Here is a 13329-nt window from a genome sequence, read left to right on the forward strand (position 1 = left end):
CGTCGCCTTTGGCGACTCCCCCGAAGTATTTTTGAACAGAAGAAGATCAGGTGACCTCGTAAGGCAGGGTGCCGCGGGTATGGGCGTCGATGGTTAGGCGGCGTTCAAGTGGCGGGACTGAGCGCTGGTGGCAGGTCTGGCGCTCGCAGATGCGGCACGAGATGCCGATGGGCTCGAACGCGCTGGCGTTGGTGATGTCGAGGTTGTCGGCGTAGACCAGCGCCTCGGCATGGCGGATTTCGCAGCCCAGAGCGATGGCGTAGCGGCGCACCGGTGCGCCGAACGAGCCGCCGGATTTTGAGACATCGCGGGCCAGTGAGATATAGCGGACGCCATCGGGCGTTTCCGCCAGTTGTTGCAGGAAATGACCTGGCGTTTCAAACGCGCGGTGGACGTTCCACAGCGGGCAGGCCCCGCCGAAGCGGGCGAATTGCAGCCGCGTGGCCGAGTGGCGTTTGGTGATGGTTCCCGCCTGATCGACGCGGACAAAGAAGAACGGGATGCCTTTGGCCCCGGGGCGTTGCAGGGTCGACAGGCGGTGGGCGATCTGTTCGATGGAGGCCCCGAACCGGTTGCTGAGCAGTTCCAGATCGTGGCGATAGTCCTGCGCAGCTGACAGGAACGCGGCATAGGGCATCAGCGAGGCCCCGGCGAAGTAGTTGGCTAGGCCGATCTTGGCGATTGCGCGGGCCTCGTCGCTTTGGAAACGGGCGAAGTCGAGCGTGGCCTCAAGCAGCTTGTCCTGGCTGATCAGCGCCACCTGCAACAGCAGTTGAAACACCTGTGTCTGCGGTGCCGCGCGCGAAGACAGGCGCAGGGTCTTGTCCGGGGCGCTGTAGCTGCGCAGGGTTTCGGTATCGGCAAAAGTCACGTGAATGCCGCGTTCCGACAGGCTGTTCAGGGCGGCCTGGCGGATGCTGCCGACCTCTTCCGCCCGGCTGGCAAAGCGTTCTGCGGCGCGGTCCACGGCGTCGATATAGTTGTCGCAATAGTGGAAGAAGTCACGGACCTCTTCCCATGGGCTGGCCTGAATGCGGGCGTCTTCGCGACCCAGAGCTTCGTCCAGCGAGGCGAGCCGTTCATGGGTCTGTCGATAGCTGCGATGCAGTTCGATAAAGGCCCGGGCCAGCGCGGGGGCGTTTGACGCGGTCAGGCGCAAGTCGGCCAGTGGCGGTATCATGTCGGCGAAGACCGGATCGGCCAGCGCCTCGCGCATGTCCGAGACCAGCCGTTCGCTGTCACCGGTGCTGAGCTCGGTGACGTCCATGCCGAATTCCTGCGCCAGCGCCAGAACAACCGTCGTCGAGATCGGGCGGTTGTTGTTCTCCATCTGGTTCAGATACGGGAGTGACACGCCCAGCTTTGTGGCGAATTCCTTTTGCGTCAGGGTCAGGCGCGTACGCACTTCGCGCAGCTTGGCGCCCGCATAGAGTTTTTGGGTGGCCATGGTGGTTCTTTGCAGGTTTCCTGAAATCGCAGGCTAACTTTGCAAACCCGTCTGTGCAAGCGCCTAGAGGCCCAGTTGCTTCTCGCGCCAGATTACGCTGCTGATGGCGCAGATCGCCAGAATCGAGGTTGCCAGCATCAGCCACAGCAGAGGCATGGCCCCGGTGTCACGCGTCAGCAAGGCACCCGCCCAGGCGCTGAGGGCCGCGCCGCCGCCCAGCATGATCGCCCCGCTCAGCCCCGACGCTGTGGCGGCCAGATGCGGGCGCACCGACAAGGCCCCCGCGGTGGCATTGGGGATCGACATCCCATTGCCCAGCCCGACAAAGGTCATCAGCCCGAAAAAGCTGAGGGCCGTGCCCCAGCCGATCAGGAACAGGATGGCCGAGATCATCACTCCGGCGGCGTTTAGCCAGCAGCCCCACAGGACCATCCGGTTCACGCCAAAGCGCACCGAATAGCGCCCGCTGATGAAGTTACCAAAAAAGTACCCTAGTGCGGGGGCGCCGAAATATATACCGACCTCCGCCGCGGTCATGCCGAACACCTCGGTGCCGATGAAGGGCGCGCCGCCGAGATAGGCAAAGAAGGCCCCCGAGGACAGGGCCGACGACAGCGAATAGCCCCAAAAGCGCGGGGAGGTCAGCAATTCGGGGTATTCGCGGAATTGCTGCACCAATGTCTTGCCGCTGGTAGCGGCGGTTTCGCCGAAATCCTGATAGGTCAGCCATAGGGCCAGAATCGCAAGCCCGAAGGGTAGCCAGAAATTGGCTTTCCAGCCGAACGCTTCCTCCAGCAAGCCGCCGACCGCCGGCCCGATCATCGGAACCACGGCCATGCCCATGGTCACATACCCCAGCATCGAGGCCGCCTTGTCCTGAGCATACATATCCCGCACGGCGGCGCGGCTGAGGACGATGCCCACCACGATCACCGCCTGACTCATGCGGAAGGCCAGGAAAATCTCGATCGTTGGGGCATAGATGCAGCCCAGCGTGGCCAGCAGGAACAGGGCCAACCCCCACAGCAGGACAGGCCTGCGCCCGGCCTTGTCGGCAAGCGGGCCGATCAGGATTTGCAGCACCGCGTTGACCAGCAGATACAGCGCAATCGACAGCTGCATTATTTTGTAGTCGGTCTGGAAATAGGTCGCCATGAAAGGCAGGCTGGGCAAGTACAGGTTCATGCTCAGCGCCGACAGGCCCGACAGCAACACAAGGGTTGCAAGCGTGGGCGGCGTGCGCCCGATTGAAGATGATCTGAACTGCATGGTTCACCCTTAGAGCCTGCGCGCTCAAATATCCATCGGCTGTTTTGGTTTGTTGTGTTAATTAGCAATTTTGCATTTTTTGCAAGATGTGTTGCGGAAGATTTGCAAATTTGCCGAAAATGTCTTTGGCCTGTGGCCCACCCCCGCTATGGTCCCGCAAAATTCCATAGGGGACGACCGTCATGAAAGATATCCTTTCCGAGCTAGAAGACCGCCGCACCAACGCCCGGCTTGGCGGTGGGCAGAAACGGATCGACGCGCAGCACGCCCGCGGCAAGCTGACCGCGCGCGAGCGGATCGAGCTGCTGGTCGATGAAGGCAGTTTCGAAGAGTTCGATATGTTCGTCAGCCACCGCTGCACCGATTTCGGGATGGAAAATCAAAAGCCTGCGGGTGATGGCGTCGTTACCGGCTGGGGCACGATCAATGGCCGCATGGTCTATGTGTTCAGTCAGGATTTCACCGTCTTCGGCGGCTCACTGTCGGAAACCCATGCGCAGAAGATCTGCAAGATCATGGATATGGCGGTGCAGAACGGCGCGCCTGTGATCGGGATCAACGACTCGGGCGGGGCGCGGATTCAGGAAGGCGTCGCCTCGCTGGCCGGATATGCCGAGGTGTTCCAGCGCAACATCATGGCCTCGGGCGTGGTGCCGCAGATCAGCGTGATCATGGGGCCTTGTGCGGGTGGCGCGGTCTATAGCCCGGCGATGACCGACTTTATCTTCATGGTCAAGGACACGTCTTATATGTTCGTCACCGGCCCCGACGTGGTGAAGACCGTCACCAACGAGGTTGTCACCGCCGAGGAACTGGGCGGGGCCTCGACCCATACCAAGAAATCCTCGGTCGCGGATGGTGCGTTCGAAAACGATGTCGAGGCGCTGGCCGAGGTCCGCCGTCTGGTCGACTTTCTGCCGCTCAACAACCGTGAAAAGCCGCCCGTGCGCCCGTTCTTCGACGAACCGAACCGGGTGGAAACCTCGCTGGATACGCTGATCCCGGACAATCCGAACACGCCCTACGACATGAAAGAGCTCATCACCAAGGTCGCGGATGAGGGTGATTTCTATGAGATCCAAGAGGATTATGCCAAGAACATCATCACCGGTTTTATCCGGCTTGAAGGCCAGACGGTGGGCATTGTGGCCAATCAGCCGATGGTTCTGGCGGGGTGTCTGGATATCGACAGTTCGCGCAAGGCGGCGCGGTTCGTGCGGTTCTGCGATTGCTTTGAAATTCCGATCCTGACGCTGGTGGACGTGCCGGGCTTCCTGCCGGGGACCAGCCAGGAATATGGCGGTGTCATCAAGCACGGTGCGAAGCTGCTGTTTGCCTATGGCGAGGCAACTGTGCCCAAGGTCACCGTGATCACCCGCAAAGCCTATGGCGGGGCCTATGACGTGATGGCCTCGAAGCACCTGCGCGGAGATTTCAACTATGCCTGGCCCACCGCCGAGATTGCGGTGATGGGAGCCAAGGGCGCGACCGAGATCATCCATCGCGCCGATCTGGGCGATGCCGAGAAGATCGCGCAGCACACGCAGGATTATGAGGACCGTTTCGCCAATCCATTCGTTGCAGCCGAACGCGGCTTCATCGACGAGGTCATCATGCCGCAATCCACCCGCCGCCGGGTGTCGCGCGCCTTTGCGAGCCTGCGGGGCAAGCAGTTGAAGAACCCGTGGAAAAAGCACGACAATATTCCGCTGTAAGAACAAGAGACTGCCAACTGCCGGTGTTTCATGATGCACGTCGCCAGACATAAGATTGCACGGACCCTTCGCTCCGTGCGGCCAACCCCGGAGGGAGGAGCCCGCCATTGGCGGGTCCGGGGTCTGGCCCTTTCTGCCGTGGCCGCGGGCATGATCAACCCTGCGCAGGCTGATAACCTGTTGCCGGTGCCTTCGGGCCAGCCGGTGGAACTCAGCAATGTGCTGCTCGACAACAATCCGGGCGAGCTTTGGTTGCGGTTCCGCTTCGTTGCGCCCCGGATCGGGTCGACGGCGGGGCGCATCAGCCACGATGTCGCCGTGATCGACATGGAGCATTTGTGCAAGACGCTGGCCGTGCCTTACGTGGCCCGGCACGCGCTGGATCCGGCCCGCGTGGTGATTTCATTCTCGGACCGGCCCTTGGAATTCGGCACCTCGGAACCCGACGCCACCCAGTATTTCGAGGTCTACCGGCTGGAGCAATCCATGTGTATCTGGGAGGCGCTCTGAGCATGACACATCCCCTCAGGGCATCCCAATCCAACCCCACGGTTTCGGAGGCGCACATGATTGCTCTGCCCCGGCAGGATCGCCGGTTTCCCTGTCTTTTCAACACCCTGACGCAAAGGGGTCGACCATGTTAAAACATCGTGGTTTTCCCGGCCGTCTGGCCGGTACCGATTTTCAGTTCACCATCCGCCGCGCCAATCCCAAGGGCGTGACGCCGCTGACTCGGCGGGAACGGTTCCGTGACCGGAAACCTGCCGACAAGCGCGCAGACGCCGCCTTTATCGAGGCGCTGTGGGCACATTTTGGCGACCAGCCGTTCGAGCGCGGCAATCTGGATGCGGGGCGGCTCAGCTGGCTGTTCGGGCGCGAGGTTGTGGCGGCAGAGGATCCGTTCGATCCGGCAAGCTATGACGCTTTGCTGGTGATTGACCTGGACGCGGCGCGTCAGTCGTTTCCGGACATTTTTGATGGTGCGGGCTGATCGTGTTTGGCGCTGCCGCACATAACGCCCTGCCGGGTCATGGCGGTGTGACCCTGCCCGCGAACGGGCAGGGGTCGGTGCATGATTCAGAAGTTCAGCTGCGCGGCAACCTGAATACGGCTGGCGTCGAAATCGTCGCCAGAGATCGTGTCGTTCCGCTCGCCATAGATGTATTCGGCGCTCAGCGTCAGGCTGTCGGTCGCCTGATAGAAGGCGTTGACGTGGATCGTCTCAAGCTCAGTGAACGACAACGTGCCGGTCGAGGTGGGCAGGTCATAGTCTTCGTAACCATAGGCCACGCCGACATTCCATTTGGCGCCCAGCTGCTGACGCAGTTCGACGGTGAAACCGTCAACGTCATTCGCTTCGCCGCCGACAACCGCGTCACCCAGACCGATCAGCCAGGGGCCGAGCGCTTCGCCGGTGACATAGTTGACCTGAAACAGGCCACCTTCCCAAAGACGGGCCGAACCGGACAGAGTCAGACCGGTCTGGTCAACCTCGGTTCCGCCGCTTTCGGCCTTACCGTAAAGCAGAGCGCCGCGGGCGATGTATTTGCCGTCGTTATACTCGGCCGACGCGGTGAAAACCGGATCGTCAGAATTCGACCCGCCGACATTCTCTTCGATCGAGACCGCAAAGCTGGTGTTCTGGACCGAGTTGTTGGTGTAGCGGACCTGCGGAACACGCGCGAAGGCGATACCAACGGGGCCGTTGAATTCCACCGAGGTCGGATAGGTGTCCAGCGGCTGGAAGTTGGTCCAGAACTGACCGATCAGCCACTCTTCACCGATTCTGATGTTCGCGTGGCGGATGCGGAATTCAGCCGTGCCGTTCGAGCCGAACGCGTCGACCTCGATCTGGCCCTGAATGTCACCGATTCCCGAGGGCGTATTGGTGCGCAATCCGATCCGCGACTGACGGACCGTGGCACCGAAGGTGCCGCTGGTGGCTGCCGAGGGCTCACCCACCACGTTCACGAACGCGGTGTCGCCCTGATCAAAGTCGAAATCATAAAAGAAGTCGGCTTTGACATAACCGTAAACGTCCAGCGACGTGTTTCCGATCTGCAGATCTCCGGTGCCCGATCCGGGCGTGGAGGCCTCCAGCGCTTCGACCCGAGCGCGCAGCGCGTCCAGTTCGGCCTGAGTTTGTGCATCTTGCGCCAAGGCTGGCAAACCGCTGACGCAAAGCGCGCTGGCAGCAAGCAGGCTGGCTCTTTTACCCTTAAATATCATGGGGATACTTCCTTGTGTGCGAGTGTGCAGGCACACCGTTTCACGCCAGCGTGTGTGAGGGAAATCACCAAATCGGGAGGAAACTGCCCGGATTCCTCAAGCAAATGTGTGCCTCTGCAGCCGCATTTTCACGGGCCGGTGATCGGCCTCTCTAATGCGCTGAACACTGGACACAACTTTCCGTGTGCGGGCAGGGGGGGCTGTGATCAATCCGACGCCGGACACAGTCGGAAGGGCACAATTTGTAACGGTATCGTGACAGATTTGCGGGCCGCACCCGGCGTTCGCAGCGGCCCGGATATGGGCGCGAATCTGCGCGGTTTTTTGCCGAATGGGCAGGTTTCAGCCGGAAATTCAAATGGAAACAATGTTGGGTTTGCGCGCGGAATTGTAACGTGCATGGTGAATGGGCCGTGCGGCTCTACTTTGCCTGCGTCGCACAAGCACCTACTATTCCGTACCCCTTCCTTCCGCGGGCAGGCTTGTGTTCCCCACATGGTCCTGCCCGCGTTTTTCTTTTCGGCCCCTGCGGTCGAAAAACGGCAAAAAGCTGCGCATATTGCGGATTTTGTGCCTGTGTTATTGCATATCAAACCCGGTATTCGGCATTTGGCGGCAAAGACGTCAAGAAACCTGGAAGGGCAGTACCCATGCGAAACTCACGAATTCTTCTCGCGCTTGCGACCTGCGCGGGCCTTGCGGCCTGCGGCGACTCGACCGGCGAACAGGCCATCCTGGGCGGCGGTGCCGGGGCCATCGGGGCTGCGGTCCTCAATGCCGACCCGTTGTTCGGGGCTGCGGTCGGGGCTGCGGGCAACGTGCTGTATTGCAAGACGCAGAACAACTGTAACTAACGCTGAATTTATCGGGGCCGCCAAAGCCCCGTCCGCCATCGCGCATCACGCCGTCGTGGGGTCACCGCCCCGCGGCGGCGTGATGCGTTTCCAGAACACCAAGACAAAGGACGTTCCATGTTCAACAAGATCCTGATCGCCAACCGGGGCGAGATCGCCTGCCGGGTCATCAAGACCGCCCGCAAGATGGGTATCGGCACCGTCGCAATCTATTCGGATGCGGACAAGAACGCCCTGCATGTCTCGATGGCGGATGAGGCCGTGCATATCGGCCCACCGCCCGCCAACCAGTCGTATATCGTGATCGACAAGGTCATGGATGCCATCCGCCAAAGCGGCGCGCAGGCGGTGCATCCCGGCTACGGCTTCCTGTCCGAGAACTCGAAATTCGCCGAGGCTTTGGACGCCGAGGGCGTTGCCTTTGTTGGTCCGCCTGTCGGTGCGATTGAAAGCATGGGGGACAAGATCACCTCGAAGAAGATCGCGCAGGATGCAGGGGTTTCGACCGTGCCCGGCTATATGGGTCTGATCGAGGATGCCGATGAGGCCGTGAAAATCTCCAACGACATCGGTTATCCCGTGATGATCAAGGCCAGCGCTGGCGGCGGCGGCAAGGGGATGCGGATCGCGTGGAACGATGACGAAGCGCGCGAAGGCTTCCAGTCATCCAAGAACGAGGCCGCGAACTCGTTCGGTGACGACCGGATTTTCATCGAGAAATTCGTAACCCAGCCGCGACATATCGAAATTCAGGTTCTGTGCGACAGCCATGGCAACGGCATCTATCTGGGCGAGCGCGAATGCTCGATCCAGCGCCGGAACCAGAAAGTTGTCGAGGAGGCCCCTTCGCCATTCCTTGACCCCGAGACCCGCAAGGCAATGGGCGAACAGGCGGTCGCGCTTGCCAAGGCGGTGGATTACGCCAGCGCCGGGACGGTCGAGTTTATCGTCGATGGCGAAAAGAACTTCTACTTCCTTGAAATGAACACCCGCCTTCAGGTGGAACACCCTGTCACTGAACTGATCACCGGTGTCGATCTGGTCGAACAGATGATCCGGGTGGCCGCTGGCGAAAAGCTGACCATCACGCAGGACGACGTGACCCTGACCGGCTGGGCCATCGAAAACCGTCTGTATGCCGAGGACCCCTATCGCGGCTTCCTGCCCTCAATCGGTCGTCTGACCCGCTATCGCCCGCCGCAGGAAACTGCCGCTGGCCCGATGCTGGTCAATGGCAAATGGCAGGGCGATGCGCCCGAAGGGCCTGCGGCGGTGCGCAACGATACCGGCGTCTATGAGGGCGGCGAGATCAGCATGTATTATGACCCGATGATCGCCAAATTGTGTACGTGGGCCCCGACCCGCGAGCAGGCGATTGAGGCGATGCGTGTCGCGCTGGATAGTTTCGAGGTCGAAGGCATCGGCCACAACTTGCCCTTCCTGTCGGCGGTGATGGACCACCCGATTTTCATCAAGGGCGACATGACCACCGCTTTCATCGCCGAAGAATATCCCGACGGGTTCGAAGGCGTTGAACTGCCCGAGGGTGATCTGCGCCGTATCGCCGCCTCATGCGCGGCCATGCACCGGGTGGCAGAAATCCGTCGCACCCGTGTGTCGGGGCGCATGGATAACCACGAACGCAAGGTTGGCGAAGACTGGGTCGTGACCCTGCAAGGGCATGAGTTCGCGGTGGCCATCGACGCCGACAAGGATGGTTCAACGGTCACGTTTGCGGATGGCAGTACCTCGCGCGTCGCGTCCGACTGGACGCCCGGTGATCAACTGGCCGTTCTGGATGTCGATGGCAGCCCGCTGGTTCTGAAGGTGGGCAAGGTCTCCGGCGGGTTCCGCATCCGCAACCGGGGCGCGGATATGAAAGTGCATGTACGCACCCCGCGTCAGGCCGAACTGGCTCGGCTGATGCCCGAGAAACTGCCGCCCGATACCTCGAAAATGCTGCTCTGCCCGATGCCCGGCCTTGTTGTGAAGGTCGATGTCGAAGTCGGTCAGGAAGTGCAGGAAGGGCAGGCGCTTTGCACCATCGAGGCGATGAAGATGGAAAACATCCTACGCGCCGAGAAGAAGGGCAAGGTCGCCAAGATCAACGCCGGTGCAGGCGACAGTCTTGCCGTGGACGATGTGATCATCGAGTTCGAGTGATCATGACCGCGCTTTTGTCATATCCCTGTTGTTTCCCGGCGCATGTCGCCGGGGGCCGGGGGCGTGACGAAAGCGCTCAGCCGCCCTCGCGCCGTTCGCGAATCTCGCGTTCGCGCAGGGGGGTCTTGTCGATGGATCGGCCAATCTCGCGCACGCTCCAGGGGCTGGGTTTGCGCAGCTTGACCACCCCGTCCTTGTCCACAAACACCATCTGGAACCCGCGTGGGCGCAACTGTGACCGGATCGGGGACCGTGCCGAAGGATCGGTATCGGTCAGAACGACCACATCGCGATCACGCATGGCCGCCTCGCCTTCGGTCAGCATGTCGATCTGCTGCTGGAACCGGGGGTCTGCGGGGGTGTCGGCAAAGACCACAATGGGCCGGTTGACCCACAAAAACTCGTCCAGCGTGCTGTCGCCTGCGGAGCGCACAAAGGCATCGTCCGCAGGGGCAGACCCGTCCGCGGCCAGCGCGGCCAGCGGGAATAGTGCCAAGAAAACAAGGGCAAGCGTGCGTGTCATGTGGCCTCCTGTATCATTGAATATAGCTGCTGTGCTGATGAATGCGACCGGCGAAATGCCTCTGATCATCAAAAAAATGCGCGCCCCGTTGGCATCGGGCATAAGCCGGATCAGGAGGGCGGGCCTTTGGACGTGATCCTCCATTTCGGCGCGCATCGCTGTGCCTCGTCGAGTTTTCAGGACTACATGATGTCCAATGTCGCAAGCCTTGAACAGCAAGGGATCGGCTATTGGGGGCCGAAGCGCACGCGCGAGATCGGGTTGGACAGCCTGCGCAACCTGACGCCGGAAGTCTGCGAGCGGATTTTTGACGACCTGTCCCGGTACGAACAACGCGGGATCAGTCAGTTGATCATCAGCCAGGAAAACTTCGTCGGCACCATGAGCGGGAATTTCCGCCACAAGGCGCTTTATCCCAAGGCGCGCGAGCGGGCGCAGTTTCTGGCGGACGCTTTGGGCGCGCGCGTGGTCAAGATCATAATCAATATCAGGGCGCTGGATACCTATTGGAGTTCGGCCGGGGCCTATCTGAACAAACGCGGCCACGCGCCGGTTTCGCCTGCAGTTTGGAACCAGATCGTCCGCAGCGGACGGCGCTGGCAGGATGTCATCAACGATATCGCGGGCGCGTTTCCCGACGCCTCGCTGCTGGTCTTCCCGTTCGAGGATTTTGCCGGACGCCCCGACGATCAACTGCATCTGACAACCGGATGCATTGCCCCGCACGACCACAGCGACACGTGGAAAAACGCGGTGCGCGGGTCCCGAAAGCACAGCTTCACCGCCAGTCATTCCCTCAAGCTGTGGGGTGATTATGCGGATGACCTGACCTGGCTTGCGTCGGGGGCCGACGGGCTGGCGCGGCTTCTGCAACAAACCAACACCTATGTTGACGGGGTACGCCCCGCCGAAATCCGAATGGACGAGAGGACATCGAAATGACCGACACAAAGGACTGGCAAGCGCTTGCTGAAAAAGAGCTGCGCGGACGCCCCCTTGACGATCTGACCAAGGAAACGCTGGAAGGCATCGACGTCAAACCGCTCTATACGCAGGCCGATACCGCTGATCTGCCGCATATGGGCTCGCTGCCGGGGTTTGGTCCGTTCACACGCGGGGTCAAGGCCACGATGTATGCGGGGCGTCCGTGGACGATCCGTCAATATGCGGGCTTTTCCACAGCCGAGGAATCGAACGCCTTCTACCGCCGCAATCTGGCCGCCGGCCAGCAGGGGGTTTCGGTGGCCTTCGATCTGGCGACGCACCGCGGCTATGACAGTGATCACCCGCGCGTTGTGGGCGATGTCGGCAAGGCAGGCGTGGCCATCGACAGTGTCGAGGACATGAAGATCCTGTTTGACGGCATCCCGCTGGACAAGGTCTCGGTCTCGATGACGATGAACGGTGCGGTGATCCCGATTCTGGCGAATTTCATCGTGGCGGGTGAGGAGCAGGGGCACGACAAATCTGTCCTGTCTGGCACCATTCAGAACGACATTCTGAAAGAGTTCATGGTGCGCAACACCTATATCTATCCGCCTGAGCCGTCGATGAAGATCATCTCGGACATCATCGACTATACCTCGAACGAGATGCCCAAGTTTAACTCGATCTCGATCTCGGGCTATCACATGCAAGAGGCCGGGGCGAACCTGGTGCAGGAGCTGGCCTATACGCTGGCCGATGGGCGCGAATATGTCCGCGCCGCGACGCAGGCCGGGATGGATGTGGACAAGTTCGCAGGGCGTCTGTCTTTCTTCTTTGCTATCGGCATGAACTTCTTCATGGAAATCGCCAAGCTGCGCGCGGCACGCACCCTCTGGCACCGGGTGATGACGGATTTCGGGGCAAAATCCGAGCGGTCCAAGATGTTGCGGACGCATTGCCAAACGTCTGGCGTGTCTCTGCAAGAACAGGACCCCTATAACAACGTGATCCGTACCGCCTATGAGGCGATGAGCGCGGTTCTGGGCGGTACGCAAAGCCTGCACACCAACGCTCTGGACGAGGCGATTGCGCTGCCCACCGATTTCTCGGCCCGTATCGCGCGGAACACGCAGTTGGTTTTGCAGGAGGAAACCGGCGTGACCGATGTGGTCGATCCGCTGGCCGGTTCCTACTACATCGAAAGCCTGACCAATGAACTGGTCGAGAAGGCCTGGGCCCTGATGGAAGAGGTCGAGGAGATGGGCGGCATGACCAAGGCCGTTGCCTCGGGTATGCCCAAGCTGCGGATCGAAGAAAGCGCCGCACGCCGTCAGGCCATGATCGACAAAGGCGATGAGGTGATCGTCGGCGTCAACAAATACCGCAAGGAACAGGAAGACCCGATCGATATTCTGGATGTCGACAACGTCGCCGTGCGCGAGGCGCAGGTTGCTCGATTGGAGCGTATCCGCGCGACCCGTGATGATGCGGCCTGCCAACGGGCTCTGGACGAACTGACCACCACCGCCCGCGAGGGCGGCAACCTTCTGGCCGCCGCCGTCGAGGCCGCCCGCGCCCGCGCATCCGTAGGAGAGATCAGCATGGCAATGGAGAAAGAATTCGGTCGCCACCGCGCCGAGGTCAAAACGCTGGCCGGCGTCTATGGCGCGGCCTATGAGGGCGACGAGGGGTTCGCGGCGATCCAGAAATCCATCGAGGGTTTCGCCGAGGCCGAAGGCCGCCGCCCGCGTCTGCTGGTCGTGAAAATGGGTCAGGACGGGCATGACCGGGGGGCCAAGGTGATCGCCACGGCCTTTGCCGATATCGGGTTTGACGTGGATGTCGGCCCGCTGTTCCAGACGCCTGCCGAGGCCGCTCAGGATGCGGTGGATAACGATGTGCATGTGGTCGGAATTTCTTCGCAGGCGGCGGGCCACAAGACACTGGCTCCGCAACTGGTTGAAGAACTGAAAAAGGCAGGAGCCGAGGATATCATCGTCATCTGCGGCGGCGTTATCCCCCAGCAGGATTACCAGTTCCTCTATGATCACGGCGTTAAGGCGATCTTCGGCCCCGGAACCAACATCCCCGAAGCCGCGCAGGACATCCTGCGTCTGATCGGCGAAGCCCGGGCGTGAACCCGAGATTTTTCGTCGAAAAATCTTGTGCTAGAAAATCTTCGATGAAGATTTTCTAGCCGGG

The 13329-nt window shown here is 61.1% G+C and carries 11 protein-coding genes; 7 read left to right on the forward strand and 4 right to left on the reverse strand.

Translation table 11 applies throughout. The features are described from left to right. Positions 1–46: 46 nt before the first annotated feature. Positions 47–1447, reverse strand: a complete 1401-nt coding sequence (locus ACR1XV_RS10835; protein ID WP_480531134.1) for a helix-turn-helix domain-containing protein — start codon at positions 1445–1447, stop codon at positions 47–49. A 63-nt stretch (positions 1448–1510) separates the two neighbouring features. Then, entirely contained in the window at positions 1511–2716 is a 1206-nt protein-coding gene (locus tag ACR1XV_RS10840; protein ID WP_480531136.1) for a multidrug effflux MFS transporter, read from the reverse strand. Between the two features lie 182 nt (positions 2717–2898). On the opposite strand from ACR1XV_RS10840, the gene ACR1XV_RS10845 reads away from it, so the two are divergent. The 3 genes from ACR1XV_RS10845 (at position 2899) to ACR1XV_RS10855 (ending at position 5422) form a co-directional block, all read left to right on the forward strand. Then, positions 2899–4431, forward strand: coding sequence for an acyl-CoA carboxylase subunit beta (locus ACR1XV_RS10845; RefSeq protein ID WP_480531138.1), 1533 nt, complete (start codon positions 2899–2901; stop codon positions 4429–4431). Between the two features lie 150 nt (positions 4432–4581). Beyond that, positions 4582–4941 carry a DUF6497 family protein gene (locus tag ACR1XV_RS10850; protein WP_480531140.1) on the forward strand — a complete coding sequence of 120 codons (360 nt, stop codon included), beginning with the start codon at positions 4582–4584 and terminating at the stop codon, positions 4939–4941. 127 nt (positions 4942–5068) lie between these two features. Further along, the gene (locus ACR1XV_RS10855) at positions 5069–5422 is read left to right on the forward strand and encodes a hypothetical protein (RefSeq protein ID WP_480531141.1); all 354 of its coding nucleotides are present in this window, start codon (positions 5069–5071) and stop codon (positions 5420–5422) included. An 86-nt stretch (positions 5423–5508) separates the two neighbouring features. Here ACR1XV_RS10855 and ACR1XV_RS10860 read toward each other — a convergent pair whose 3' ends face one another. Continuing rightward, a complete protein-coding gene (locus ACR1XV_RS10860; protein ID WP_480531143.1) occupies positions 5509–6660 on the reverse strand; it encodes a DcaP family trimeric outer membrane transporter in 1152 nt (383 codons plus the stop codon). 650 nt (positions 6661–7310) lie between these two features. Here ACR1XV_RS10860 and ACR1XV_RS10865 point away from each other — a divergent pair. Together ACR1XV_RS10865 and ACR1XV_RS10870 are read left to right on the forward strand one after the other, a co-directional pair. Then, positions 7311–7514 carry a hypothetical protein gene (locus tag ACR1XV_RS10865; RefSeq protein ID WP_480531145.1) on the forward strand — a complete coding sequence of 68 codons (204 nt, stop codon included), beginning with the start codon at positions 7311–7313 and terminating at the stop codon, positions 7512–7514. Between the two features lie 117 nt (positions 7515–7631). Beyond that, the gene (locus ACR1XV_RS10870; protein WP_480531147.1) at positions 7632–9677 is read left to right on the forward strand and encodes an acetyl-CoA carboxylase biotin carboxylase subunit; all 2046 of its coding nucleotides are present in this window, start codon (positions 7632–7634) and stop codon (positions 9675–9677) included. A 76-nt stretch (positions 9678–9753) separates the two neighbouring features. Here the strand turns inward: ACR1XV_RS10870 and ACR1XV_RS10875 are convergent, their stop codons facing one another. Next, positions 9754–10200, reverse strand: coding sequence for a DUF4174 domain-containing protein (locus ACR1XV_RS10875; RefSeq protein WP_480531149.1), 447 nt, complete (start codon positions 10198–10200; stop codon positions 9754–9756). Between the two features lie 132 nt (positions 10201–10332). Here ACR1XV_RS10875 and ACR1XV_RS10880 point away from each other — a divergent pair, with 132 nt between their 5' ends. Continuing rightward, positions 10333–11142 (forward strand): hypothetical protein, encoded by an 810-nt coding sequence (locus ACR1XV_RS10880; RefSeq protein WP_480531465.1) that lies wholly within the window; start codon positions 10333–10335, stop codon positions 11140–11142. Further along, positions 11139–13265: a methylmalonyl-CoA mutase gene (gene scpA / locus ACR1XV_RS10885; RefSeq protein ID WP_480531151.1), complete on the forward strand. Its 2127-nt coding sequence runs from the start codon at positions 11139–11141 to the stop codon at positions 13263–13265. The genes ACR1XV_RS10880 and scpA overlap by 4 nt, the downstream gene beginning before the upstream one ends. Positions 13266–13329 lie beyond the last annotated feature (64 nt).

It is taken from the genome of Ruegeria sp. AD2(2025) (genome assembly GCF_056542385.1).